Source organism: Achromobacter sp. D10 (assembly GCF_035282245.1).
GTDB classification, from domain to species: Bacteria; Pseudomonadota; Gammaproteobacteria; order Burkholderiales; family Burkholderiaceae_B; genus Achromobacter; species Achromobacter insolitus.
The window spans coordinates 1-24159 of sequence record NZ_JAYJLE010000008.1; the positions used below are offsets into that span (position 1 = coordinate 1).

The 24159-nt window shown below is 65.9% G+C and carries 24 protein-coding genes; 8 read left to right on the plus strand and 16 right to left on the minus strand.

All coding sequences use genetic code 11. The features are described 5' to 3' along the window. Positions 1 to 159: 159 nt before the first annotated feature. The gene (locus VCS63_RS20680; RefSeq protein ID WP_063640933.1) at positions 160 to 900 is read right to left on the minus strand and encodes an aldolase; all 741 of its coding nucleotides are present in this window, start codon (positions 898 to 900) and stop codon (positions 160 to 162) included. 44 nt (positions 901 to 944) lie between these two features. After that, positions 945 to 1655: a haloacid dehalogenase type II gene (locus VCS63_RS20685; RefSeq protein ID WP_323880904.1), complete on the minus strand. Its 711-nt coding sequence runs from the start codon at positions 1653 to 1655 to the stop codon at positions 945 to 947. A gap of 108 nt (positions 1656 to 1763) precedes the next feature. Between VCS63_RS20685 and VCS63_RS20690 the strand changes: the two genes are divergently transcribed. Further along, entirely contained in the window at positions 1764 to 2636 is an 873-nt protein-coding gene (locus VCS63_RS20690) for a LysR substrate-binding domain-containing protein (protein ID WP_063640935.1), read from the plus strand. A 10-nt stretch (positions 2637 to 2646) separates the two neighbouring features. On the opposite strand, the gene VCS63_RS20695 is transcribed toward VCS63_RS20690, so the two are convergent. The 3 genes from VCS63_RS20695 to VCS63_RS20705 form a co-directional block, all read right to left on the minus strand. After that, positions 2647 to 3051: a YchJ family protein gene (locus tag VCS63_RS20695; protein ID WP_042794620.1), complete on the minus strand. Its 405-nt coding sequence runs from the start codon at positions 3049 to 3051 to the stop codon at positions 2647 to 2649. A gap of 20 nt (positions 3052 to 3071) precedes the next feature. After that, a complete protein-coding gene (locus tag VCS63_RS20700) occupies positions 3072 to 3344 on the minus strand; it encodes a GNAT family N-acetyltransferase (RefSeq protein WP_063640937.1) in 273 nt (90 codons plus the stop codon). A gap of 100 nt (positions 3345 to 3444) precedes the next feature. Next, positions 3445 to 4398 (minus strand): 3-hydroxyacyl-CoA dehydrogenase NAD-binding domain-containing protein, encoded by a 954-nt coding sequence (locus VCS63_RS20705; protein WP_323880905.1) that lies wholly within the window; start codon positions 4396 to 4398, stop codon positions 3445 to 3447. A gap of 120 nt (positions 4399 to 4518) precedes the next feature. On the opposite strand from VCS63_RS20705, the gene VCS63_RS20710 reads away from it, so the two are divergent. Further along, positions 4519 to 5151 (plus strand): hypothetical protein, encoded by a 633-nt coding sequence (locus VCS63_RS20710; RefSeq protein ID WP_042794617.1) that lies wholly within the window; start codon positions 4519 to 4521, stop codon positions 5149 to 5151. Between the two features lie 32 nt (positions 5152 to 5183). Here the strand turns inward: VCS63_RS20710 and VCS63_RS20715 are convergent, their stop codons facing one another. Then, positions 5184 to 6581, minus strand: coding sequence for an MFS transporter (locus VCS63_RS20715; protein WP_323880906.1), 1398 nt, complete (start codon positions 6579 to 6581; stop codon positions 5184 to 5186). Positions 6582 to 6692: 111 nt separating this feature from the next. On the opposite strand from VCS63_RS20715, the gene VCS63_RS20720 reads away from it, so the two are divergent. Together VCS63_RS20720 and VCS63_RS20725 are read left to right on the plus strand one after the other, a co-directional pair. Then, complete coding sequence (locus VCS63_RS20720; RefSeq protein WP_076814941.1) at positions 6693 to 7562, plus strand: LysR family transcriptional regulator; 870 nt, start codon at positions 6693 to 6695, stop codon at positions 7560 to 7562. An 88-nt stretch (positions 7563 to 7650) separates the two neighbouring features. Then, positions 7651 to 9066 (plus strand): amidase family protein, encoded by a 1416-nt coding sequence (locus tag VCS63_RS20725; protein ID WP_323880907.1) that lies wholly within the window; start codon positions 7651 to 7653, stop codon positions 9064 to 9066. 27 nt (positions 9067 to 9093) lie between these two features. Here the strand turns inward: VCS63_RS20725 and VCS63_RS20730 are convergent, their stop codons facing one another. The 10 genes from VCS63_RS20730 to VCS63_RS20775 form a co-directional block, all read right to left on the minus strand. Next, complete coding sequence (locus VCS63_RS20730; protein ID WP_323880908.1) at positions 9094 to 9630, minus strand: GNAT family protein; 537 nt, start codon at positions 9628 to 9630, stop codon at positions 9094 to 9096. A 32-nt stretch (positions 9631 to 9662) separates the two neighbouring features. Next, positions 9663 to 10448: a 2-keto-4-pentenoate hydratase gene (locus tag VCS63_RS20735; RefSeq protein ID WP_323880909.1), complete on the minus strand. Its 786-nt coding sequence runs from the start codon at positions 10446 to 10448 to the stop codon at positions 9663 to 9665. A gap of 4 nt (positions 10449 to 10452) precedes the next feature. Then, positions 10453 to 10830, minus strand: coding sequence for a hypothetical protein (locus VCS63_RS20740; protein WP_170946331.1), 378 nt, complete (start codon positions 10828 to 10830; stop codon positions 10453 to 10455). Between the two features lie 142 nt (positions 10831 to 10972). After that, on the minus strand, positions 10973 to 12238 hold the full coding sequence (locus tag VCS63_RS20745) for a glutamate-5-semialdehyde dehydrogenase (protein ID WP_042794613.1): 1266 nt from the start codon (positions 12236 to 12238) through the stop codon (positions 10973 to 10975). 129 nt (positions 12239 to 12367) lie between these two features. Further along, positions 12368 to 13423, minus strand: coding sequence for a DNA polymerase III subunit delta (gene holA, locus VCS63_RS20750; RefSeq protein WP_042794612.1), 1056 nt, complete (start codon positions 13421 to 13423; stop codon positions 12368 to 12370). Continuing rightward, positions 13424 to 14086 (minus strand): LPS assembly lipoprotein LptE, encoded by a 663-nt coding sequence (gene lptE / locus VCS63_RS20755; RefSeq protein WP_063640943.1) that lies wholly within the window; start codon positions 14084 to 14086, stop codon positions 13424 to 13426. A gap of 11 nt (positions 14087 to 14097) precedes the next feature. Next, positions 14098 to 16755, minus strand: a complete 2658-nt coding sequence (gene leuS, locus VCS63_RS20760; protein ID WP_042794610.1) for a leucine--tRNA ligase — start codon at positions 16753 to 16755, stop codon at positions 14098 to 14100. A gap of 84 nt (positions 16756 to 16839) precedes the next feature. Continuing rightward, positions 16840 to 18060 (minus strand): MFS transporter, encoded by a 1221-nt coding sequence (locus tag VCS63_RS20765; protein ID WP_323880910.1) that lies wholly within the window; start codon positions 18058 to 18060, stop codon positions 16840 to 16842. Between the two features lie 48 nt (positions 18061 to 18108). Further along, a complete protein-coding gene (locus tag VCS63_RS20770) occupies positions 18109 to 18621 on the minus strand; it encodes a MarR family winged helix-turn-helix transcriptional regulator (RefSeq protein ID WP_042794608.1) in 513 nt (170 codons plus the stop codon). A gap of 153 nt (positions 18622 to 18774) precedes the next feature. Then, positions 18775 to 19245 (minus strand): HU family DNA-binding protein, encoded by a 471-nt coding sequence (locus VCS63_RS20775; protein ID WP_042794607.1) that lies wholly within the window; start codon positions 19243 to 19245, stop codon positions 18775 to 18777. 306 nt (positions 19246 to 19551) lie between these two features. On the opposite strand from VCS63_RS20775, the gene VCS63_RS20780 reads away from it, so the two are divergent. From VCS63_RS20780 to VCS63_RS20795, 4 genes are all read left to right on the plus strand, one after another. After that, positions 19552 to 20706, plus strand: a complete 1155-nt coding sequence (locus VCS63_RS20780; protein WP_084738588.1) for a D-alanyl-D-alanine carboxypeptidase family protein — start codon at positions 19552 to 19554, stop codon at positions 20704 to 20706. Between the two features lie 12 nt (positions 20707 to 20718). Continuing rightward, entirely contained in the window at positions 20719 to 21267 is a 549-nt protein-coding gene (locus VCS63_RS20785; RefSeq protein WP_042794606.1) for a hemerythrin domain-containing protein, read from the plus strand. A gap of 80 nt (positions 21268 to 21347) precedes the next feature. Continuing rightward, entirely contained in the window at positions 21348 to 22220 is an 873-nt protein-coding gene (locus VCS63_RS20790) for a phosphonopyruvate hydrolase (protein WP_323880911.1), read from the plus strand. A 162-nt stretch (positions 22221 to 22382) separates the two neighbouring features. Further along, on the plus strand, positions 22383 to 24140 hold the full coding sequence (locus tag VCS63_RS20795) for a SulP family inorganic anion transporter (protein ID WP_063640946.1): 1758 nt from the start codon (positions 22383 to 22385) through the stop codon (positions 24138 to 24140). The last annotated feature ends 19 nt before the right edge of the window (positions 24141 to 24159 follow it).

Consider the following 24159-nt stretch of genomic DNA (forward strand, 5'->3'; position numbering starts at 1 on the left):
TCTTTGTGACGCCGCGGTAAAGAAAAATCCCTCGCCGGAAGAGCCTGCGAGGGATTTTTGTTTTGGCGCACGCGTTGGGCTTGCTTAGGGCTTGGCGCGCTTAGGACGTTCGCTTAGAGAGGCGCTCGCTTAGCCGCCGGGTGCTTTGGCATGACGTGCTTACGGCAATTGGCGCCGCAAGGCAGCGAAGAACAATTCGGATTGCAGGCGTTCGCCCTGGACTTGAGCCGCAACTTTTGCGGCCAGTTCGGGGGCGACGGGGACTAGCGGGCGTCCCGTAGACTGGGCAAGCACCTGGGCAGTACAGGCGCGTTCCAGGAAGAACAGGTCGTCGTAGGCATAATCCAGCCGCTCACCGCAAACGACGACGCCGTGATTGCCGAGAAACACGACATCGGCACCCTGCATCGCATGCGCGATGCGTTCGCCTTCGCTGACGTCCAACGCCAGGCCGTTGTAGTGCTCATCCACGGCCAGCCGGCCATGAAAACGCATGGCGTTCTGCGAAAGCGTGGTGTCGAGCCCGCGATCCGAGGTCAGGGTCAAGGCGGTGGCGTAGGGCATGTGCGTGTGCAGGACACAAGCTTTCCCGGCAATGCGGTGGATCGCTGCGTGGATGAACATGGCCGTGGGTTCGACTGCGTGTCGGCCAGCGAGTTTGTTGCCTTGGGCATCGATCAGCACAATGTCGTCCGCTTGCACTTCGTGCCACATCAGTCCACGGGGATTGAGCAGGAAATGCTCGGAGTCTCCGGGCAAGGCCACGCTGAAGTGATTGCACACGCCTTCTCCCAAGCCATGCGCCGCGGCGGCTCGCAACGCGAGCGCCAGATCGGCGCGCAGCGCGGCCACGGGTTCGGCGTGAAAGAGCGCATCGGCAAAATGGGGTTCTTGGTTCATGGGTTCCTTTGGAGAGTAGGGATCGGGGAAAGAGGCGTACCCCTTCATAGCCAGCCGGCATCGCGAAACAAGCCAGGCACGCGGTCCAAGGTCCCTACGGTAGCGTCAGGTTGATAGTCGGGCAAGGGCTGGCGGCCAGTGCCGCGATCTATCCAGACGCAGCGAAAGCCTATATCGCGCGCAGCCGCAAGGTCCAGGTGCGGGCTGGCGCAAATGTGCACGACTTCGTCGGGAGTAACGCCCAGACTGCGATGGGCGTGAGCGAAGATTTCGCGTGCGGGCTTGTAGGCGCCTGCTTGCTCGGCCGTGACGACGCGGTCGATATGGCCGCCCAGTTGTGCGACATTGCCGGCGATGATCGCGTCGTCGGTGTTGGAGATGATGCAAAGCCGAAAGCCCGCCTGCTTCAGGGCAGCCAACGTTTCCACGACCTCCGGAAAAGGAGGCATGGCGGAGATGCTGCCGACCAGCATATCGGCGTATTCCGGCCGATACTCAAGCGCGAGTTCTTGCATGGTGAGCCGAAGCGCTTCTCGGCTGACGTCGGCAAAACTGCGATGTGGGCGCGCGCGTTCCAGCCGGTGTTCATGGGTGTCGTAGACGTGCAGGAAGTGCGCGGGAGTTTGTCCTTGCGCGCGGGCGTCGGTGGCCAGAATGCGGGCAACGGCTGCTTGGAGGCCCTCGTCCCACTGGATCAGGGTGCCATAGCAGTCGAAGGTAAGCCATTGAGGACGGGGTAGTTGCGCCAAGGGCATGGTGGTTCCTTGAGAGGGTTGGGACGCTTTCAGCGTAGGCCGCGCCATAAGAGTTGTAAAATTAATAATGGAACTCTAGTCAGTTGATTATTAAATAACTTGCTCGCCATGCTCGATCTGGAACTGCTCAAGACCTTGGTGTGCGTCGTGGACGAGGGAAGTTTTACGCGCGCAGCCAGCCGGGTGCATCGCACCCAATCTACCGTCAGCCAGCAGGTGCGCAAGCTGGAGCAGAATGTCGGCAAGACGCTGCTGTTGCGGGACCGCGCGGGGGGCAACGTCGCGATGACCGAGGACGGCGAACTGATGGTGGCTTATGCGCGCCGCTTGCTGGCCATCGCCGGCGAAGCCGAGCACATACTGTCAGCGCCCCGCAAGACGCGGGCGCTGCGGTTGGGGATACCGGAGGATTTCGACGTGGCCCGGCTGACGGCGCTGCTGGCGGGATTCGCCGAGAGCCATGCGGACGTGTTCCTGGAGACGAGGAGCGGCATGAGCGGGGAGCTGCGTACCGGATTGGCCTCGGGCGAACTGGACCTGGCGCTGATCAAGCGCGAACCGGGCGACGGACCTAGTCTGGCGGCGTGGCCGGAGCGCTTGGTCTGGGTGGGAGGCAAGCACAGCAGGACCAGGGACGCTGCAGTGCCGCTGGTCGTCTTCCCGCAGGGCTGCATCTATCGCAAGCGTGCAATCTACGCCTTGGAGAGCGCGGGCAGGACCTGGCATATCGCATATCACAGCCACAGCCTGGCGGGGGTGCAGGCCGCTGTCGCTGCCGGGCTGGGCGTGAGCGTGCTGCCGGCGTTTGCGTGCCTGGACACGCATGAGGTGCTGGGCGCGGATGCGGGCTTTGCGCCCGTGCCGCCGACCGAGCTGGCCATCGTGGGCAACCAGCGCATGCTGAATGCGGCCGAACAGCATCTGGTGATGGTGCTGAAGCAGGCCGTCGAGCAGGACGGCCCGGCCATGGTTTCCGCATGAAGCGCCGGAATCAGTTCAGGTCGCCATCCACGTAATACCACCGCCCGTCTTCGCGGACGAAGCGGCTGAGCTCATGCAGGCGATGGGCCCGGCCGGCTTGGCGGCTGCGCGCGACGAATTCTACCGTGGCGTGGTCCGCGTCCTGCACGAGCGCTTTCTTGACTGCGAGCCCGAGCCATTTCAGGTCGGGCGGATTGGGCTCAAGTGCAGCCGGCCGGGTGGAGGAATGCCAGGTCGCCAGCAGATAGGGCAGCTTGTCCAGCACAAAGGCGCTGTAGCGGGAACGCATCAACGCTTCGGCGGTGGGCGCCTGCATGGCCTGCGGGCCTTCGTGCCAGCGGCCGCAGCATTCGAGGTAGGGCTTGGGGCCGCCGCAAGGACAGGCGTTAGCCGGGAGCTTGGATGACTTGGTCACGATGGAGACGCTGGATACGTTCAGGCCAGCAGATCGCTGTACTCGGGATGGCGGCGGATGTAGGCGTCGGCGTACGAACACAAGGGACGCACTTTCCAGCCCTGGGCGCGCGCGTCGTCCAGCGCGTGACGGGTCAGCGCCGCAGCGATGCCGCGCCCGCCCACTTGGCTGGGCACGCCCGTGTGGGTTATTGCCATGGTGTTGCCTTGCAATTGGTAGTCGAGCACGCACAGGACGCCATCAACGGTGGCGGTGTAGCGGGAACGAGCGGTGTCATGCGTTACGGAAATCATTTGGAGTGATCCTGCGATCGAAGGGGCGGGCTGTGGCCTGCCCGTATCAAGGGTTATGAGGATTTACTGGCGTGACGTTGTTGCATTGGCCGATGCCGATTCAACGCCGCAGTGTTTTCAGCAACGCGGTGAGTTGCGCATCGCGAGCCTGGACCAGATCGGCAATGCTGCGCGTGCCGGCCTCGGCATTGACGCCCGAGATCAGACGCTGCTGCAGTTCTGGCGTGACGTCAGGCGCGCCAAGGTCGTCCCACCAGGTTTGGACGGGACCCAGCAGATGGTCCATGAAGTTTGCCAGACCGCCGGCGCCACCGCCCAGGTTGAAAGTCATGTGCGGACCGAACAGCGCCCAGCGCAGCCCCGGGCCTTGCGACACGGCGGCGTCGATGTCGGCGACGCTGGCGACGTTCTCCGCCGCAAGATGGATCGCTTCGCGCCACAGGGCCGCTTGCAGGCGGTTGGCAATGTGGCCGGGGACTTCCTTGTTCAGGCGGATGGGGTACTTGCCCAGGCTGCGGTAGAAGGCGATGCAGCGGTCGATGGTGTCGGCCGAGGTCTGTTCGCCGCCCACTACCTCGACCAGGGGAATCAGGTGAGGCGGATTGAAAGGATGGCCTATGACGAAGCGCGAGGCATGGCGGCATTGCGATTGCAGCCGGCTCATGATGAGCCCCGAGGAGCTCGACGCCACGATCACGTGCGGCGGCAACACCGCATCCATGCGGGCGAAGAGGTTTGTCTTGAAGTCTTCGCGTTCGGGCGCGTTTTCCTGCACGAAGTCCGCGCCGGCCAGTGCAGCTTCCAGTTCCGGTTCGAAACGCAAGGCGTCGGCGGATGCGCCAGGCAGCACATGCCCAAGTTCGGCGAGCACTGGCCATGCGGCCTGCACGCGTGCGCGCGTCAGCGATTCGGCGTCGGGGGCCGGGTCGCTGACGACGACCTCGAGGCCGCGGGCGAGGAACAGCGCGGCCCAACTGGCGCCGATGGTGCCGGCGCCCACGATGGCGACTCGGCGGATGGCTGGCGGATTGGACGACGTGGCAGGGGTGGACATGCGGGGTCTCCTATGAGCGCGGATAGGAACATTGTGAAGCAAACGCCGGCCCGTTGCCACGCGGGCGCGGCGCGGGCAAGATGACGGCTCACGTTTGCATCCTGAATCCCGGAGTTCCGCATGAACGCGACGCCTGCCCCACGATCCGCCGTGCCGTACTTTTGCCAATGGGAGTCGGCGCATCTGGCAGGCGACATCATTCAAGGCAAGTTGGCGCTGGCCGATGACCCGGCCTGGCGCGGCTCCGGCGCGCGCGATGTGGACGAGTATGCGCGCTGGGCCAGCCACGTCTGCGGCATGGCCTGCCTGAAGATGGTGCTGGCCGCGCGCGACGGCCGGGATTACCCGACACTGGAGCTGGCGCGGGGCAGCCTGCCTTATGGCGCCTATACGGTGGAAGGCGAGCAGATCAAGGGCATGATCTACGCGCCGTTCGTGCGCTATGTCGGTGAGGTGTTCGGCCTGCAGGCCCGGGTGCACGTGGATCTGCGCGTGGACCAGTTGCCCGGCCTGATGTCACAGGCCGCGTACTTCATGGCGTCCGTGCATCCGTGGATACGCTGGCCGGAACGGCAGCCGCCCAAGAAGGGCGGCCATCTGGTGCTGGTGACGCGCGCCACGCCGGACTCGGTGGTTTTTCACAATCCCTCGGGAGAGCCGGGCACGCAGGCGGACGTCGCCTTGCCGTTGGCCGTATTCGACGAGTTCTTCGCAGGACGCGGCGTGGCAATTCTTCCTGCCACGAACGCCTGAACGAGGCTGCGGTAGGGATCTTGAGGTGGCGTTCAGGCGTTCCGAGCATGCAGCAGATGCCGCCAGGCCAGCATGGCCGCGAGCAGGTAGCCCAAGGTGATAACGACGTAGGACACGGGTAAATTCGCGTGCCAATCAGGCAGCAGATGCAGAATCGCGCCCATCAGGGCGACGCCGACCAGTGCGCCCGATTGACGATTGGCATTCAGCGCCGCCGCCGCGCTATTGGCATGGCTTCTGCCCGAAACCTGCATGACCACGCTGGTCATTGCGGGGACGGCGACGCCCACGCCCAGGTTGGCAACCGCGACGATGAGGGCTAACGGCCAGTACGCCATGTCGGGCGAGAAGGCGAAGATGCCTGCGGCGCTCATGGCCGTGGCCAGCGAGACGCCGCCCACCAGGGACGCCGATACGTTCCAGCGCGCGGAGACACGGCTGGACAGCAGATTGCCGATGGAGAACACCGCAAGCATGGGCACCAGTTGCACGCCCGTCTGCAAGGCGTCCGCGCCGCGACCCTGCTGCAGGAACAGGCTGAGTAGAAAGAGCTGTCCGTAGGCTGCAAGATTGATCAGAAAGCCCACGCCATTGGCCGCCGCGAACTGTGTGGTGGCAAACAGGGCGCGCGGGATGATGGGTTCGGCGTGGCGGCGTTCGCGCCGCACCAGCAGCACGGCGGCAGCCAGGCACAGGGCGACCATGGCCACGATGGGGCCGGACGACCAGCCGTAGGCATTGCCCTGGATCAGTGCGAAGCACAGCGAGGACAGTGCGATCACGCCCAGCAGGTGGCTGACCGGATTGAGCGCGCGCGGCCTGCGCGGAGCCGCAAGAATACGGTTGCGCGCCAGCCATAGCCCGACCAAGCCCAGGGGTATGTTGATGAGGAAAATCCCGCGCCAGCCGAACTGGTGGATCAGCACGCCGCCCAGCAGCGGGCCGGCGGCGCCGGCTACCGCCACGATCGCGGACCAGGCCGCCAGCATGCGGTTGCGGACTTGCTCATCGTCATAGGCATGGGTCAGCAGGCTGAGGGAACTAGGCATGAACAGGGCGGCGCCAAGCCCCTGCAGCATACGCGCCAGGATCAGCATGTCGGCGTTTGGCGCCAGGCCGCAAAGCAAGGATGCCAGGGTGAATACACCCAGGCCGGCCAGGTAGACCCTCTTGGCGCCATAGCGGTCGGCCAGCGCCCCGGCCACGAGCAGCAGCGCGGCGAAAGTGAGGGTGTAGCCATCCACGATCCAGACCAGGTCCGTCAGGGGAACGGTGAACTGGAGCGCGATGCTGGGCAGTGCGACGTTGACGACGGTGACGTCCAGCATGGCCATGACGAAGCCGATGGCCAGCGTGACGAGCGGCAGCAGGCCGGTGGCTGGCTTGGCATCGAGAGTGGGGGCCGGAATGTTGGAACAGGCGGAGTTCATGATTGAGGAGGCGGCGGCTTTCGAGGAGTGAAGCTTAGGCCCGTAGCCCGATGCAAAAAAGCCGAATAACTGCTTTATAGTGATGCAAAAATGCATCATTGGAAGGCTGCCATGGACTGGGACAACGCCAGGATCTTCCTGGCCATCTATCGGGTAGGCACGTTGCGCGGCGCTGCGGCGCTGCTGCAAATCGACCAGGCCACGGCCGGGCGCAGGCTGGCTGCGCTGGAGTCCTCGCTGGACGCGCGGCTGTTCCTGCGCACGCCCGGGGGCTACGTGCCGACCGCGGCAGGCGAGCTGGCATTTGCGGCGGCTGAACGCATGGAGCAGGCGGCCGATCAGTTGCAGCGGCAGATGCAAGGGCTGGACCACAGGTTGTCGGGCGGGGTCCGCGTGGCGACCTCGGAAACCGTCGCCAGCTACTACGTCCTGGAGGCGGTGCGGCGGGTGCATACCCATCATCCCGATATCCGCGTGACGCTGTCCACGGCGATCCAGCTGAGCAATCTGACGCGCCGCGAGGCAGATCTGGCAATCCGCAACATCAGGCCGGACAATCCAGATCTGATCTACCGGCACCTGGCCCGCAAGGAGGTCGGGCTGTACGCATCGCGAACCTATCTGGAGGCGCATGGAGAACCTCGCCTGGGCACGGCATTCGCCGGGCACGCGCTGGTAACGTACCAGCAGGCGGTACTGCCGGGCTGGTCCGATACGTTCTGCGGCGAGCCTACGGGCAATGGGCGCATCGGCGTGGAACTGAACTCCGGCATGATGATCATCGAGGCGGTGGTGGCAGGACTGGGCATCGGCCAGGTGCCGATTCACATGGCGCCGTTGTACCCGGATCTGGTGCGCATCTGGCCCACGCGCAGCGAACCCTATGATCTTTGGCTGGTAATGCACGGCGACCTGAATCGCACGGCCCGCGTGCGCGCCGTGGCCGACGCGATCGTCGAGGTCTTCGAAGAGGACAAATAGGCGAGGACCGCGGCATGGCTTGTGGGCGGGCGCGGCAGGCGCTAAGGTTTGCCTGACCCGTCAACACACACAGGAACAGGAGTCGCGCGTGTCCGATCTTTGGCGTTTGTCCGCAGTTGAGCTTGCCGCCCGCGTCCGCAAGCGCGAAGTGTCCGCCCGCGAGGCCGCGCAAAGCGCGCTGCAACGGCTGGATGCCGTCAATCCCGCGATCAATGCGGTCGTAGACTACGACCCGGAAGAGGTACTGGCCCAAGCCGCGGAAGTGGACGCCATGCTTGCTCGCGGAGAGGACGCGGGACCGCTGGCGGGCGTGCCGGTCACCGTGAAGGTCAACGTGGACCAGGCAGGGCATGCCACGACCAACGGCGTGCGCCTGCAAAAAGATGTGATAGCGGCCCAGAACAGCCCGGTCGTGGACAATCTGCGGCGCGCGGGCGCCGTGATCCTGGGACGCACCAATACGCCGGCCTTTTCCTTGCGCTGGTTCACCGGCAATTCGCTCCACGGCAATACGCTGAATCCGCGCAATCCGGCTCTCACCCCAGGCGGTTCGTCGGGCGGCGCGGCCGCAGCCGTGGCGGCCGGGATCGGTCACCTGGCGCATGGCACCGATATCGCCGGCTCCATCCGCTATCCTGCCTATGCCTGCGGCGTGCATGGCCTGCGTCCCTCGTTGGGACGCGTGGCGGCATATAACGCCGCCTTGCCGGAACGCTCGATCGGCGGGCAACTGACCGCCGTGTCGGGCCCGCTGGGACGCAGCATCGCCGATCTGAGGGTGGGGCTGGCGGCGCTGGCGGCGCGGGACGCGCGCGATCCCTGGTGGGTGCCGGCTCCGCTGGTGGGACCCGAGGCGCCGCACCGGGCAGCGTTGTGCCTGAACCCGGACGGCATGGATACTGAACCCGCCGTGGTCAAGGCCTTGCAGGAGGCCGCTCGCCGGCTTAGCGAGGCCGGCTGGACGGTGGATACCCTGGACGCGGTGCCGCCCATGCAGGAAGCGGCAGACCTGCAAATCCGGATGTGGTTGGCCGATGGGTACGAGGCCCTGGTCGCGGCAGCCGAGAAAGAAGGCGACCGCGGGGCCCTGGTGGCACTGGCCGGCCAGCGCGACAATGCCGCCAGCATCGACCTCGCCAGCTTTTCAGCCACTTTGACGCGGCGCGCGACATTGACGCGCCAGTGGGAACTGTTCTTTGCCGAGTATCCCGTGCTGCTGCTGCCCGTCTCTGCCGAGCTGCCGTTCCCAGACAACCTGGACCTGCAGGGCGATGCGGCCTATGCGCGGGTCTGGCGCGCACAGATGACGCAGATCGGCGTGCCGTTCATGGGCTTGCCGGGTCTGTCGGTCTCGATGGGTAGCGCCATGAGTGCAGCCGGGCCAAGCCCGGTGGGCGTGCAGGTGCTGGCGGGCCGTTACCGCGAGGACTTGTGCCTGACGGTGGGGGAGATCATTGAAGCGGCCGCCGACCCGGTCGGCGTCGCGGAGCCCGTGGCCCGCTAGCGTCGCGCGTATCCGTCGGCAGGTGTGTCAGGCAGCTGGCGACGCCGGCTGCGCGCCGCGCCATTCCGAGCGCAGCAAGCCCATCATCCCGGTATCCCAGCGTTGCGCGCCTGCTCGCGTGGACGACCGCCTTACGCCTTCTAGGGTGAAACCCAGCGCCTGGTAGGTGCGTATGGCGGGCTCATTGAACATGTATACGTTGAGCTCCAGGCGCTCGATTCCGGGCGTCTTGAACGCTTCATCTATCAGCAGCGCAACCATGGGGCGGGCCAGTCCCTGGCCGCGCTCGGCCGGCGCGATGGCGACGCGGCCCAGGCGGGCGTTGCCGTCGCGCCAGTCGTATGCCAGTTGTGCATGGCCCACAGGCGAACCGTCGCGGCAAGCCATCCAGCAGCGGCGGCTGGGCGGCGTGCTCTGTCCTTCAGCGAGCATAGCGGCCGCGTCGGCCTGCGTCAGTGGAAACGACAGGTGCGAGCCGCCCCACTGCACTACCTCGGCCAGACTGGAAAACCAGCTGGCCAGAAGCGGAAAATCCGTCAGGGCAAAGGGGCGCAAGGTAAGCATGGGCGGGGGCTCGGGGCGCTGCTGGCGCAGGCCTATTTGTCAAAGCGCAGGCGCAGGACGCCGAGATCGCCATAGGCGAGCGCCAGATCGCGGTTGGCAGGCACGTCCAGGAATCCCGCATAGGAACCCGTGATGACATGCTGGCCGGCGCGCAGCCCGAGGCCTTGTTCGCGCAGGAAGTTGGCCAGCCAATAGAGCCCTGCCTTGGGGCGGTCATTCGGATGGATGCCCGCGTGCTGTTCGGTTTCGACCCCGTCCACGGACAGGGTGATGCTCATGCTGCCGGGAGCCTCGTGCGGTGAGGCGATGCGCGGTCCCAGCACCAAGCCCTGGTTGAACATATGGTCGGCGAGGAGCTCAGGCAGGCTGGCGTGCTCCGGCGCGGCGTAGCGGCAGCCGAGTACTTCCAGGGCCAGGCGCGCGCTGCCGATGGCGGCATCCACGTCCGCTTCCGAGTACGGCTGGGGGCGGGCGGGCAGATCGTGGGCGATTTCGAACGCGATTTCCGGCTCGATGCGCACAATGTCGGTGCGGGCCGCGATGGGCCCGGCTTCGGCATAGGCAACGGTGGACGCGTAGATGGGCGCCACGACGCTTTTCTCGGGCGTGGGCAGCGCGCTCTTCCAGGCGCCGATGTCGTCCTGATGGTGTTCTCGCAGCAGTTGCGCGGTGCGTTGCTGCACGGCGAAAGCCTGGTTCATCGACTGCGGCCGGCAGTCGACCGGCAGGCGCGGGCCGGGGATGCCGGATTCACGTGCCGCGATCAGGTGGCGGGCAGCGTCGAGGCTGCCAGGATAGTCTTCGATTTTGATCTGCATGCGTTCAAGCTCCCAGATACAGCATGATCCAGAGGACGATCATCGCGATCAGGCCGAGCCAGCAGGAGCCCCAGAAACCGACGATCGGCCACTTCAGGGACAGCGGCGTTTTCTTTGGGTCGACGTGGGAAAGCAGATCGTTGGCGTTACCGATCAGCCAGAACCGCGTGCCGGGGAACATGAGGCGGAAGAAATAGTCCAGCATGATGGCCGCCTGGATCGATAGCGGATATTGCTTGAACGGGCGGTGCTGGAGATACGGATGCTTCAATGCGGCGTTGATCTGTTTGCTTTTGAAGAACAGCACGATGCCGCACAGCGTGCAGGTAATGAAGCACAGCAGGAAGAGGCTGAAGGCCATGGCCATCGCGGGTGAATGCATGGGGGATCTCAAGAATGCGCGGTGCGCCGCGTTCGGATGGTAGGAATGCCTGCGGGAAATCGCTGGCGGTATTGTAAAAGGCTAATTGCGGCCCCGTGTTCAGGGCCGCGTCAGCCGTTTTGCAGCTAGGGACGGGAGTCCGTCAGCCGCGTACCTGGCCTTCGCCGCTCAGCACCCATTTCAGCGTAGTCAGGCCCTCCAGGCCGACCGGACCGCGCGCGTGCAGGCGATTCGTGGAAATGCCGATCTCGGCGCCCAGGCCGTATTCGAAGCCGTCTGCAAAGCACGTCGGCAGATTGACGTACACCGAGCTGGAGTCGACCTCGCGCTGGAAGCGCTGCGCCGCGGACAGGTCCTCGGTGACGATTGCGTCGGTATGGCCGGAGCCCCAGCGGGCGATGTGCTCGATGGCCTCGTCCAGCGAATCGACGATGCGCACGGCCAGGATGGGGCCCAGGTATTCCGTGGCCCAGTCTTCTTCGGTGGCCGGCTTGGCATGCGGCAGCAAGGCCAGCGTTCGCGGGCAGCCGCGCAATTCGACGCCATGTTCGATGAGCGCGGCGGCCAGGCTGGGGAGGATGGAAACGGCGGCCACCGCGTCGACCAGCAGGGTTTCCATGGCGCCGCAGATGCCGTAGCGGTAGGTCTTGGCGTTGAACGCGATGGCATGCGCCTTGTCCGGATCCGCCGCCGCGTCGATATACACGTGGCAGTTGCCATCCAGGTGCTTGATGAGCGGCACGCGCGCTTCCTGCGAGAGGCGGGCGATCAGGCCCTTGCCGCCGCGCGGGACGATAACGTCGATGTGCTCGGTCATGGTGATGAGCTTGCCGACCGCGGCACGGTCTGCCGTGGCGACGACCTGCACGGCATCCTGCGGCAGGCCCGCGGCGGCCAGGCCGGTTTGTACGATGCGGCCCAGCGCGATGTTGGAGTGCAGGGCTTCGCTGCCACCGCGCAGGATGGCGGCGTTGCCGGACTTCAGGCACAGCGCGGCCGCGTCGATGGTCACGTTGGGACGGGATTCATAGATGATGCCGATCACGCCCAGCGGAACGCGCATTTGCGCGACGCGCATGCCGTTGGGTCGCACGCTGGTGGCGGTAACGCTGCCGATCGGATCCGGCAGGGCCGCGATCTGGCGCAGGCCTTCGGCCATGTGCGCGAGCGTCTTGTCCGACAGGGTCAGGCGGTCCAGCAGGGCCGGCTCCAGGCCGTTGTTGCGCGCAGCCGCCAGGTCCTTTTCATTGGCGGCCTTGAGGTCGTCATGGCTGGCGGCGAGGGCGTCGGCCATGGCCAGCAGCGCCAGGTTCTTGGCGGCGCCGTTGGCGCGCATCATGGCGCGCGAGGCGCGGCGGGCATTTTCGCCCAGGGTGAGCATGGCTTGTTCTATGGAGGACGAGGACATGGCAGCGTCGATCAGGATGGTGGGGCGGCGCGGGCGCCGCCTGGGGATTCAGTGTATATCCGGCGGTTAGGCCGGGCGAAGTCCAGCCGAAGGGCTGGAGGGAAAGCGAGGGTGGCGGCTATGCCGCCTTCACGGTCGTCCGCCGGCGGCGGCAACGCGCAGCGCGAGCCGCGTCATTTCTTCCCAGGGGTCGGACAGGCGCCCGGGCACCGACAGGCCTTTGATCAGCCGGTCCACCTCGTGGGCGTGTTGGACTGCGGCGGGCCAGACATTCGGCTGGACCCGGCCGAGCGCCTGCAGCGCCAGGCGTTCATGCGCACCGAAAATGCGCAGACGGCGCATCAGGCCGTTGACGTCCTGGCCCAGCGCGCGCGCCTCCGCGACGCGGGCAAGCAGGCGGATTTCCTCGCCGACCGCCCACAGCACCAGGGGCAGAGCTTCGCCCTCGGCGCGCAGGCCGTCGATCATGCGGATGGTGCGGCCGGTATCGCCGGCAAGCATGGCGTCGCGCAGGCCGAATACGTCGTAACGGGCCACGTTCAGCACGGCGCGCTCCACGTCCTCGGCCGCGAGCTGGCCTTCCGGGTAAAGCAGGCCCAGCTTCTGGATTTCCTGGTGGGCGGCCAGCAGATTGCCTTCCACCTTGTCGGCCATCCATTGCAGCGTGGCGCTGTCGGCCTTCTGGTTCTGGCGCGCCAGGCGCATGCCGACCCATGCGGGCAGGCGGCCGCGCTCGATGTTGGCGATATCGACCATCATGCCGCCGCGGCCCAGGGCCTGCACCCAGCGGCTTTCGCGGGTGGCCTTGTCCAGGCGGGGCAGGGCGATCAGGATGAGCGTGTCCGGATCCGCCTGCTTTTCGGCCTGTTCGGCCAGCTTGGCCAGGGTATCGGCGCCGGACTTGCCCGGTTTGCCGGTCGGGATCTTGATTTCAAGAATGCGGCGATCACCGAATAGCGACACGCTCTGGGTGGCGGCGATGACCGCGCTCCAGTCGCTGCGCGCATCCATCACCATGGACAGGCGATCGGTGTAGCCGGCGTTGCGGGCCGCAGCGCGCAGGGCGTCCACGGCCTCGGTTACGAGCAGGGGTTCATCGCCGGACACCGTATAAAGCGGCGCCAGGCGGTTGCCTGGGCGCTGCAGGTGTTCGGCCAGGCGATCCGCGTCCAGAGGCTGTGCCATTTAGCGCAGGATGGCCGGGTCCGTGGTGGACGGGGTCTGCCACGGCGAGGGCGTGCGCTGCTGATCCGGTGCGGTCGGATCGTACAGCGGGGTTTCGCCATCTTCGCCGCGCTGCTCGGCGTTCTCGAACGCGTTGCGCACTTCCGGCGCAGTCATCCGGCGCAGCAGGCGCGACACCAGGTCGCGCTGCATGGCACGGTACAGCGTTTCGATCTGGCCTTGCTTGGCCTGCACGACCTGGTCGTCATAAGGCATTGCGCGGTAGATCGACAGCATGGTGTCCGGAATCAGCGCGCGGCCCTTGGCGTCGATGAGGCGGAACGTGTAGTTGATGCCCAGCTCGTATTCCTCGACGCGGCCCTGGGCATTCAGAGAGACTTCCCGCAAGGTCCGGGTATCCGCGACCTGCTGGAGGATGGCCTGCGCTTCCTTGGGGTTGGTCACGAGCTTTGTGTTCGGGGAGGCCGCCCGCAGCGCGCGGCGCACGTCGGCGCCGAACTGCGTGGTATCCGGGATGCCGATATACAGCGTCTCGAACGGCATGGGGGTGACTCCCCGCAAGGCGAAGCCGCAAGCGGAGAGCAGCATGAACAGCGCCAGGCAGGCGCCGCGCAGCAGCCAGGGTAGGCGGGAGGAGTGCGTTTGTTGCCCGGCGAAGTGCATGCTTGACCTCATCAGCCTACGACGTTGACCAGTTTGCCCGGAACCACGATGACACGCTTGGGCGGACGGCCTTCCAGGAAGCGGGAGACCTCCTCCTGGGAGGCGGCGAGCTTCTCGATATCTTCCTTGGCGGCCTTGGCGGCCACGCGGATGGAGCCGCGCAGCTTGCCATTGACCTGGAGCATGAGTTCGATTTCGTCGGCGATCAGCGCCGCTTCGTCCACATGAGGCCAGGGCGCGTCGAGCAGGTCGCCCAGTTCGTGTGCGTAGCCCAGGTCGCGCCACAGGTGCCAGGTGATGTGCGGCACCACGGGGTACAGCACGCGCAGCAGCACGCCCAGCGTTTCGGCGTAGGCGGCGTCCGCGGCAGCGCCTTCGGGCAGCTTGGCGTCGTCGATGGCGTTGAGCATCTTCATGCACGCCGACACGACGGTGTTGTACTGGATGCGCTGGTAGTCGTAGTCGGCTTGCTTGAGCAGGCCGTAGACTTCGCGGCGCAGGTCCTTGACGGCCGCTGGCGCCTGCGTCCAATCGGCGCCATTGGCCAAGCCGCGCGCCACGGCTTCGCGCTGGCCATAGCTGATGGACCAGAGGCGGCGCAGGAAGCGGTTGGAACCTTCGACGCCGGAGTCGGACCATTCGAGAGTCTGTTCCGGCGGGCTGGCGAACATGACGAACAGGCGGGCCGTATCGGCGCCCAGCGTGTCGATCAACGACTGGGGATCGACGCCGTTGTTCTTGGACTTGGACATCGTGCCCACGCCGCCGTAGTTGATGGCGGAGCCGTCCGACTTCAGCTTGGCGCCGACGATGGCGCCGCGGTCGTCATAGACGTTTTCGACGTCTTCCGGCCAGAAGTATTCAATGCCGCCCTGGGGGGTCTTGCGCGAATAGATGTGGTTCAGCACCATGCCCTGGCACAGCAGCTTGGTGAAGGGCTCGTCGAAATTGAGCAAGCCCATGTCGCGCATGACCTTGGTCCAGAAACGGGCATACAGCAGGTGGAGCACTGCGTGCTCGATGCCGCCGATGTACTGGTCCATGGGCATCCAGTAGTCATTGCGCGAGTCGACCATGGCGTTGTCATTGCCAGGCGAGGTGTAGCGCATGAAATACCAGGACGAGTCCACGAAGGTGTCCATCGTGTCCGTTTCGCGCCGCGCCGGCTTGCCGCACTTGGGGCAGGAGCAGGACAGGAAGGCCTCGTTCTTGGCCAGCGGGTTGCCGCTGCCGTCCGGGATGAGGTCGTCGGGCAGCACGACGGGCAGGTCCTTTTCCGGAACCGGGACCGGGCCGCAATCCGCGCAATGGATGATGGGGATGGGCGTGCCCCAATAACGCTGGCGCGAAATGCCCCAGTCGCGCAGGCGCCAGGTGGTCTGTTTTTCACCCAGACCCAGGGCGCCGAGATCGGCGGCAATGGCGTCGACTGCTTCCTTGTGCGTGAGACCGTCGTACTTGCCGGAATTGATGGTGCGGCCGGCTTGTTTGTCGCCGTACCACTCCTGCCAGGCGTTGGTGGAATATTCCTTGCCCGCCACGTCCACGACCTGGACGATGGGCAGGTCGTACTTCTTGGCGAAGGCGAAATCGCGTTCGTCATGCGCCGGCACGCCCATGACGGCGCCGTCGCCATAGCTCATGAGCACGTAGTTGCCGACCCAGACCTCGATGTCGGCGCCCGTGATCGGGTGCGTGACGAACAGCCCGGTAGGCATGCCTTCCTTTTCGCGCGTGGCCATTTCGGCCTCGGTCGTGCCGCCCAGCTTGCATTGTTCGATGAATGCGGCCAGTTGCGGATTGGACAAGGCGGCCTGAGTGGCCAGGGGGTGCTCCGGCGCCACCGCGCAGAAGGTCACGCCCATGATGGTGTCGGCGCGGGTGGTGAATACGTACAGTTTGCCGTCCTGGATCAACTGGCCATCCTGACCGGCGATCTTGTGCGGGAAGGCAAAGCGCAGCCCCTCGGACTTGCCGATCCAGTTTTCCTGCATCAGGCGCACGCGTTCGGGCCAGCCGGGCAGGTCGTTCTGGACGGCGCCCAGCAGCTCGTCGGCGTAATCGGTGATGCGCAGGTAGTAGCCGGGGATCTCGCGCTTTTCCACGAGCGCGCCCGAGCGCCAGCCGCGGCCGTCGATGACCTGTTCATTGGCCAGCACGGTCTGGTCCACCGGATCCCAGTTGACGACCTGGGTCTTGCGGTAGGCCACGCCCTTTTCCAGCATCTTGAGAAAGAGCCACTGGTTCCATTTGTAGTACTGGGGATCGCAGGCGCACATCTCGCGCGTCCAGTCGATCGCCAGACCCATCGCCTTCATCTGCTTCTTCATGTAGGCGATGTTGTCGTACGTCCACTTCGCCGGCGGAACCTTGGACTTGATGGCGGCGTTTTCCGCCGGCATGCCGAAGGCGTCCCAGCCCATGGGCATCAGGACGTTGTAGCCGCGCATGCGCAGCTGGCGGGCCATCATGTCGTTGATGGTGTAGTTGCGCACGTGGCCCATGTGCAGCTTGCCGCTGGGATAGGGCAGCATGGAGCAGGCGTAGAACTTCGGCTTTTCGGAGCCGTCGGCGTTCTTCGCGTTTTCATGGACGAGATAGACGTCGCGGGCCTGCCAGTCTTGGTGGGCGGCTGCTTCGACGGTATTGGGGAGGTAACGTTCCTGCATGGGCTCGTGCACGGTGGCAAAAAAGGGTGAGCCGCCTCGCCGCGCGGGCGCGGAGGCGGCCAAAACCCCTGATTATAGGAGGTGCTAGGCGCGGGCAGGGGACGGAGCCGTTTCGGGGATGCGCGCGCTGGGCGCCAAGGCGCCGTATGCCAGCGTAATCACCCCGAGGACGGCGCCCGCCGTGACCACGCCGGGCCAGCCAAAATGGGCGTACAGCCAGGACGATACCAGCGAACCGGATGCGCCGCCGATGAAGTAGCTGGTCATGTAGCCCGCGGTCAGCCGGCTGCGCGCTTCAGGGCGCAGCCGGTAGAGGGAGCTGCTATTGGTGACATGGACGCCCTGGATCGCCAGGTCCTGGACCAGGATGCCAGCCAGCAAGGCGAGCACCGATACCTGGCCGAAGGCCATCAGCCCCCAGGAGCCCAGCAGCAACAGCAGTCCGACGCGGGTGGCCAGATTGCCCATGCCGCGGTCGGCCAGGCGACCGAAGCGGTTCGCGGCATACGCCCCGGCGGCGCCGGCCAGGCCGAACAGGCCGATGGTCGTATTGCTGTATTGATAGGGGGGGCTGGCCAGCAGGAAGGTCAGGGGCGTCCACAGCATGCTGAAGGCCGCGAACAGCAGCGCGCCCAGGAGCGAACGGGCGCGGAACAGGGGCTCTTCAACGAACATGCGCAGGATGGAACCCAGCAGGCGCGGGTAGCTCAGCCCGGCGGGGCTCTGGTGGCGGGGCAGCAGGCGCCACAGGGCGGCGGACATGAACAGCATCAGAATGGCGGCCACCCAATAGACCGTGCGCCAGCTGCCTACGTCGGCGAGCGCGCCCGCGACGGTGCGGGCCAGCAGGATGCCCAGCAGCAGTCCGCTCATGACCGTGCCCACGGCCTTGCCCCGTTCATGGGGCGCGGCCAACGTGGCGGCGAACGGCACCAGGATCTGGGCGACCACGGACAACATGCCGGTCAGCGCCGTGCCCAGGATCAGCACGGTGATGTTGGGGGCGAACGCGGACACCAGCAACCCGCCCGCGGACAGCAGGCTCATCAGCACGATCAGGCCGCGGCGTTCGAACATGTCGCCTAGCGGCACCAGCAGTATCAGGCCCACTGCGTAGCTCAGCTGCGCGGTGGTGACGATGCTGCCGGCTGTCGCCGTGGACAGCGAGAATTGCTCGCTGATCGTGTGCAGCAGCGGCTGCGCGTAGTAGTTGCTGGCGACGGCGAGGCCGGTGGCCACCGACATCAGCAGGATGATGGGGGCGGTCAAGACCGGCGTCTGGGAAGGCTGGGTAGCGGAAGTCATGGATTTGAATCGGGGAAAAGCGGCTGCGGGGACGTTCGGGCGGCAGGCTCAAGTGCCGATGCCGCCGGGCGTTTCCTGGTCTTGCTTGATCAGCAGCTTCTTCAGCAGGCCCGCCAGTTGCTTGCGTTCGCTGGCGGACAGCGGTTCCAGCAATTCGTTGAGGTCTTTCAGGTAGTCCTTCAGTACCAGCTTGATGACGCGCAGGCCTTCGGCCGTGAGCGACACGATGACGCCGCGGCGGTCTTCCGGATTGGGGCTGCGCGTGAGCAGGCCGGCCTGTTCCAGGCGGTCAAGGCGGTTGGTCATGGCGCCGGAGGTCAGCAGCAGGGCTTCCACCAGTTTCTGGGGATTCAACGCGTAGGGGGCGCCGCTGCGGTAGAGCGTGGCCAGGACGTCGAATTCGCCCTGATGCAGGTCATAGCGGCGAAAGCTGCGGTTCACATTGCGCGCGGCCAGCGCATTCAGGCGGAATACGCGGGTGACGACGGACATGGCGGCGAAATCCTGGGCGGGACATTCCCGCGTCCATTGCGAGATCACCAGATCGACGAGGTCATTCATGGGGCAGGCCGTATTTGTTTTTACGTGAAGTATCTTAACATAAAGATAAATTCGGACGAGGCTCTGTGCATGGCGCGCGGGAGCGCCGCAAAAAAGAAGGGCCCGCCTCTTGCGAGGCGGGCCCTTCCGGCTTGACCGGATGTACGCGCGGAATTACTGCGCGGCGTCCTTCAGCTTCTTGAGCGGGCGAACCTTCACCTTGACCGAAGCCGGCTTGGCGGGGAACCAGCGCTCTTCACCGGTGAAGGGATCCTTGCCGAAGCGCTTGGCCTTGGCGGGAACCTTCTGCACGGCAACCTTGAACAGGCCGGGCAGCGTGAATTCGCCAGCGCCCTTCTTGTCCACGGAGCTCAGCACCGAGGTTTCCAGGCTGGCCAGGACGGCCTTGACCGACTTGGCTTCAACGCCGGATTGCTCAACGATGTAAGCGATGAGCTGGGTCTTGTTCAGGGCTGCCTTGATGGCCTTGGGGGCAGCAGCGACCTTCTTGGCGGCGACGACCTTTTTGACGGCCGGCTTTGCAGCGGGCTTCACAGCGGGTTTGGCAGCAGTTGCCTTCTTTGCGGGCGCCTTGGCGGCGGGCTTGGTGACTTTCTTGGCAGGAGCTTTTGCTTTCGTGGCCATGGTCAAAATCCGTATGTTGAGGTCATGGAGCAGCGCGCGCCGGTTATCGGCATTTAACGCTACGCGGCCGATGATAGCGGAAGAGTGGTGATTTATGCGGTTTTCCAGCGGGTTTTTGACCTTTGTTTGTTGTTTTCGACACAGAAAGTGCTTTGTAGAAGGCGTCTTGCAAGATGTCGTGACATTCCTCGCCCATCTTTTCATATGCCGACGGCGCTGAACCAACCGCGCCGCGCGTGTTCCAATTGCGGGCGCCGCGCGGGCTCTCGCGCGGGAAAAAACCAAGCATGGAAGTGAAGCAGCGATATGTTGATGAAGAAGTTGGCGGCGGGCTTGCTCGTCGCGGCCGCGTGCGTGTCGAGCGCCTTGGCGCAGACGGCGCCGGCCTTGTCGGCCAAGGCCTGGCTGTTGCTGGACGAGACCAGCGGGCAGGTGATCGCGTCGCACGCGGCGACGGCGCGGATCGAGCCGGCGTCCTTGACCAAGATCATGACGGCCTACGTGGTGTTCGAGGCCCTGAGCAAGAAGGAACTGTCGGCCACGCAGCTGGTCACGGTGTCGACGCGCGCCTGGAAGGTGCCGGCCGGCAGCTCGAAGATGTTCCTGGAGCCGGGCTCCAAGGTGTCGGTGGATGACCTGCTGCGTGGGCTGATGATCCAGTCGGGCAACGACGCGGCGATTGCGCTGGCGGAAGCGGTGTCGGGCAGCGTCGAGGCCTTCGTGGCGCGGATGAACGATACCGCCGCCAAGCTGGGCCTGCATGCCACGCGCTTCGCCAGCCCGCATGGTTTGCCGGATGCGGGGACCTATTCCACCGTCAGCGACCTGTCGATCCTGGCGACGCGCTTCATCCGCGACTATCCCCAGCTCTACAAAACCTACGACTCGGCCAAGCAGTTCACCTACAACAAGATCACGCAGCCGAACCGCAACCGCCTGCTCTGGCTGGATCCCAGCGTGGACGGCCTGAAGACCGGGCACACCGACTCGGCCGGGTACTGCATCGTGGCCACCGCGCAGCGGCCAAATGGCGCGGACCAGCGCCGCCTGATCACCGTGGTGGTGGGCACGGCGTCGGACAAGTTGCGCACGCAGGAAAGCCGCGAGTTGCTGGAGTGGGGCTTTCAGGGGTTCAATACCATCAAGCTGTACGCGCGCGGGCAGGCCGTCGCCACGCCCGAGGTATGGAAAGGCGAGCACGACAGCCTGAAAGCCGGATTCGCGCGCGATGCGTATGTGACGGTGCCCGCGGGCGCCAAGGTCGAACCGGTCTGGACGCCGCAGGATCCGCTGATTGCGCCGATCGCTGCCCAGTCCACCGTGGGCGCGCTGCGCGTGATGGTCGACGGCAAGCCGGCCATGCAGTTCCCCGTGGTGGCCCTGGAGCCCGTGGCCGAGGCTGGATTCGCGGGGCGCGCGTGGGATTCCATCCGCTTGTGGTGGCGCGGCCACGCCGGATAACGGAGGTGTGCAATGGCGGTGAGCTTTCCTGGAGGTCCGGCCCCGGCGCCCGGCGCCGATGATCCGTTGGCCTTGCTGTCGGCCTGCCACGGACGCATTTCCCGCCAGTGCGCCACGCTGGAGCGCTTGAGCCGGCACTTGCCCGCCCACGGGAGCGACGCGGCGGCCCAGACCGCCGCGGCCAGCGTCCTTCGCTACTTCGATACGGCGGCCGTGCATCACCACGAAGACGAGGAAGAGGACTTGTTCCCCGCCTTGATCGAGTCGATGGCCGGATCCGACGCGGTCTGCCTGCATGCGCTGGTGGATGGCTTGATCGCCGAGCACCGGCAACTGGCGCAGCGCTGGGAGCCCTTGCGCCAGGCGCTTTCCGACATTGCGGCGGGGCGCCAGGCCGAGCTGCCCATGAGCCAGGTCCAGGATTTCGCCAGCGCCTACGCCGCGCATATCCAGCGCGAAGAGAGCGAACTGCTGCCGATGGCGGCGAGGCTGATTGCGGACGACGTGCTGGCTGCCATTGGGCAGGCCATGAAGTCGCGGCGCGGGGGCGAGGCAGGCTGACGTCCCGGCGAGACCGGGATTGGCGCTACGATGGCCGGAGCCGGCGCGCGGCGCGCCGGGTTTACGGCCACGTTCCCGCCATGAATAGAAACGCCCGTTTTCGCCAGAAATTGCAGGATCCCGCCTTGATGCACGCCATGTCGGCGCACAACCCGCTGGCCGCCAAACTCGCGGCCGAGGCCGGGTTCGACGCGATCTGGGGCAGCGGCTTCGAACTGTCGGCGAGCTACGCCGTGCCCGACGCCAATATTCTCTCGCCATCGCAGCACCTGGACATGATGCGGGCGATCGCAGCGACGGTGGAGGCGCCCGTCATTGCCGATATCGACACCGGGTTCGGCAATGCGATCAACGTTTCCTATATGGTGCCGCAGTACGAAGCCGCCGGCGTATCGGCGGTGGTGATGGAGGACAAGACCTTTCCCAAGGACACCAGCCTGCGTGCCGCCGGCAGGCAGGAATTGGTGCGGGTCGCGGAGTTCCAGGGCAAGATCGAAGCGGCCTGCGGCGCGCGCCGCGACGCGGATTTCTGCGTGATTGCCCGGACCGAGGCGCTGATTGCGGGAGCCGGCGAACGGGAAGCGCTGGCGCGCGCCCGCGAATACGAAGCCGCGGGCGCGGACGCCATCCTGATCCATTCCAGGCAGAGTGCGCCCGACGAGATCCTGTCGTTCGTTTCCGCCTGGCAAGGCCGCGTGCCGCTGGTGCTGGTGCCCACGGCCTATCCGCAGTTGCGCGAATCCGATATCCAGGCGCTGGGCAAGGTCGGCCTGGTCATTTATGGCAATCACGCCATCCGCGCCGCGGCGGGGGCGATGCGGGACGTGTTCGCCCGCATCCGCCGCGAGGGGGGCATCCACGAGGTGGACGCCGTCCTGCCGACGGTCAAGGAGATCATCGAGCTGCAGGGCGATGCCCAGATGCGCGAGCTGGAGCGCCGTTACCTGAAGTAAGCGGAACGCGTTGCGCGCGAGGGGCGCTAGCGATTACGCTAGACGGCCCCGATGCCGGCTCAAACGCGCCGCGGTCGGGGCCAAAGGCCTCGCCGCCACGGCGTGACGCGGGCCGATTCAAAAGCAGATGCCGAGGGACAAGAAAGAATGATGCAGGGGGGGATGAGCGTAGCGCGCCGGCTGTTCGGCTCGTGGGTGGATGAGGTCAATGCGCGTACCTTGCGCGCGGATGCCACGGCGGGCCTGCTGGGCGCGTTGCTGGTGCTGCCGCAGGGCGTGGCGTTCGCCATGCTGGCCGGGCTGCCGCCCGAATATGGCCTGTATTCCGCCATCGTTCCCTGTATCGTCGCGGCGTTGTTCGGATCGAGCCGCCATGTCATGTCCGGCCCGACCAATGCCAACTCGCTGGCGCTCTATGCGGTGCTGACGCCGCTGGCGGTCGCCGGCAGCCAGGGTTACATCCAGCTGGCGCTTGCCGTCACTGTGCTGGTCGGGCTGATGCAATGGCTGGTGGGCACCCTGAGACTGGGATCGCTGGCGCATTTCATCTCGCCTTCGGCGTTGTTCGGCTTCACCAGCGGCGCGGCCCTGCTTATCGCCGTGCATGCGCTGAAGGACGCCCTGGGCATGCCGGCGCCGGACGCGCACGGCGCGGGCGCCCTGCTGGCGACGCTGGCCACGCACCTCGGGCAGGTGCACCTGGGCGCCTTGCTGGTGACGCTGACGACCTTGGCCGTGGCCCTGTTGCTGCGGCGGCTGGATAAACGCAAACCGTACATGCTGGCGGGGCTGGCGGCGGGGGCGCTCGCGGCCGCGGCCTTCAATGCGCTGACCGATGGCGAACCGGTGTCCGTGCTGGGCGCGCTGGCCCGGCCGTGGCCGCCATTCCACATACCGAGCGTCGATTGGCGCGCCTTGCCGGAGCTTTTGAGCGTGGCCTTCGCGCTGACGATCGTGGCGTTGGCGCAGTCCATTTCCATCGCCAAGGCCGTGGCTACCCGATCGGGCCAGCGCATCGATGCCAATCGCGAGTTCGTGGGGCAGGGGCTGTCCAACATTGTGGGCGGCTTTTTCTCGTGCTACCTGTCCTGCGGATCCCTCAACCGCTCCATTCCCAATTACGAAGCTGGCGCCAAGACGCCGCTGGCATCCGTATTCTCGGCCTTGTTGCTGGTGGCGCTGGTGGCTTTGTCGGCCCCGTTGCTGGCCATGATTCCGCATGCCGCGATCTCCGGCCTGCTGCTGCTCGTGGCCTGGACCCTGTTCGACATTCCGCGCTGGCGGCAACTGATCCGTACCCAGCGCGGCGAATGCATCATCGCGGCCGCGACACTGGCCGCCACCATCACCATACGCATGGAAGTGGCGATCCTGCTGGGCACGGTGCTGTCCTTGATGGTCTATCTGCACCGTACCTCGCGGCCCGCGATGCGCACCATGGGTTTCGATTCGCGCGGGCTGGAGCGCCGTTTCGTGGTGCTGGAGCACGCGTCCGACGCCTTGCCCGAATGCCCGCAGCTCAAGCTGCTGCGCATGGAGGGATCGGTGTATTTCGGCGCGGCCACCCATGTGGCGCAGCGTCTGCATGAGCTGCGCGCCGCGCCCGACGCTGCTCGCCATCTGTTGGTCATGGCCAAGAGCATGAACTTCATCGATATGGCTGGCGCACAGGTCTGGGAGGACGAGCTGGCTGCCCGGCGAGCCATGGGGGGCGACCTCTATTTCCATCGTCCGCGGCCGGAAGTGATGGACATGTGGCGCCGCACGGGATTCCTGGAGCGCCTGGGCGAGGACCACATCTTTCCCGACAAGGCGACGGCATTGCATTCGATCTACGCCAAGCTGGACCGCGGCATTTGCGAGGGCTGCCAGGCCAAGATCTTCTGGGAATGCCAGCCCAATGGGCTGAGGAACGACTGATGCGGCGCGGGCGCTGCCG

Excerpts from the sequence above, each read along its gene's own strand:
- VCS63_RS20680 (WP_063640933.1), bottom strand. The coding sequence starts at position 900 with ATGAACCAAGAACCCCATTTTGCCGATGCGCTCTTTCACGCCGAACCC.
- VCS63_RS20685 (WP_323880904.1), bottom strand. The coding sequence starts at position 1,655 with ATGCCCTTGGCGCAACTACCCCGTCCTCAATGGCTTACCTTCGACTGC.
- VCS63_RS20690 (WP_063640935.1), top strand. The coding sequence starts at position 1,764 with ATGCTCGATCTGGAACTGCTCAAGACCTTGGTGTGCGTCGTGGACGAG.
- VCS63_RS20700 (WP_063640937.1), bottom strand. The coding sequence starts at position 3,344 with ATGATTTCCGTAACGCATGACACCGCTCGTTCCCGCTACACCGCCACC.
- VCS63_RS20705 (WP_323880905.1), bottom strand. The coding sequence starts at position 4,398 with ATGTCCACCCCTGCCACGTCGTCCAATCCGCCAGCCATCCGCCGAGTC.
- VCS63_RS20710 (WP_042794617.1), top strand. The coding sequence starts at position 4,519 with ATGAACGCGACGCCTGCCCCACGATCCGCCGTGCCGTACTTTTGCCAA.
- VCS63_RS20715 (WP_323880906.1), bottom strand. The coding sequence starts at position 6,581 with ATGAACTCCGCCTGTTCCAACATTCCGGCCCCCACTCTCGATGCCAAG.
- VCS63_RS20720 (WP_076814941.1), top strand. The coding sequence starts at position 6,693 with ATGGACTGGGACAACGCCAGGATCTTCCTGGCCATCTATCGGGTAGGC.
- VCS63_RS20730 (WP_323880908.1), bottom strand. The coding sequence starts at position 9,630 with ATGCTTACCTTGCGCCCCTTTGCCCTGACGGATTTTCCGCTTCTGGCC.
- VCS63_RS20735 (WP_323880909.1), bottom strand. The coding sequence starts at position 10,448 with ATGCAGATCAAAATCGAAGACTATCCTGGCAGCCTCGACGCTGCCCGC.
- VCS63_RS20740 (WP_170946331.1), bottom strand. The coding sequence starts at position 10,830 with ATGCATTCACCCGCGATGGCCATGGCCTTCAGCCTCTTCCTGCTGTGC.
- VCS63_RS20745 (WP_042794613.1), bottom strand. The coding sequence starts at position 12,238 with ATGTCCTCGTCCTCCATAGAACAAGCCATGCTCACCCTGGGCGAAAAT.
- holA (WP_042794612.1), bottom strand. The coding sequence starts at position 13,423 with ATGGCACAGCCTCTGGACGCGGATCGCCTGGCCGAACACCTGCAGCGC.
- lptE (WP_063640943.1), bottom strand. The coding sequence starts at position 14,086 with ATGCACTTCGCCGGGCAACAAACGCACTCCTCCCGCCTACCCTGGCTG.
- leuS (WP_042794610.1), bottom strand. The coding sequence starts at position 16,755 with ATGCAGGAACGTTACCTCCCCAATACCGTCGAAGCAGCCGCCCACCAA.
- VCS63_RS20765 (WP_323880910.1), bottom strand. The coding sequence starts at position 18,060 with ATGACTTCCGCTACCCAGCCTTCCCAGACGCCGGTCTTGACCGCCCCC.
- VCS63_RS20770 (WP_042794608.1), bottom strand. The coding sequence starts at position 18,621 with ATGAATGACCTCGTCGATCTGGTGATCTCGCAATGGACGCGGGAATGT.
- VCS63_RS20775 (WP_042794607.1), bottom strand. The coding sequence starts at position 19,245 with ATGGCCACGAAAGCAAAAGCTCCTGCCAAGAAAGTCACCAAGCCCGCC.
- VCS63_RS20780 (WP_084738588.1), top strand. The coding sequence starts at position 19,552 with ATGTTGATGAAGAAGTTGGCGGCGGGCTTGCTCGTCGCGGCCGCGTGC.
- VCS63_RS20785 (WP_042794606.1), top strand. The coding sequence starts at position 20,719 with ATGGCGGTGAGCTTTCCTGGAGGTCCGGCCCCGGCGCCCGGCGCCGAT.
- VCS63_RS20790 (WP_323880911.1), top strand. The coding sequence starts at position 21,348 with ATGAATAGAAACGCCCGTTTTCGCCAGAAATTGCAGGATCCCGCCTTG.
- VCS63_RS20795 (WP_063640946.1), top strand. The coding sequence starts at position 22,383 with ATGAGCGTAGCGCGCCGGCTGTTCGGCTCGTGGGTGGATGAGGTCAAT.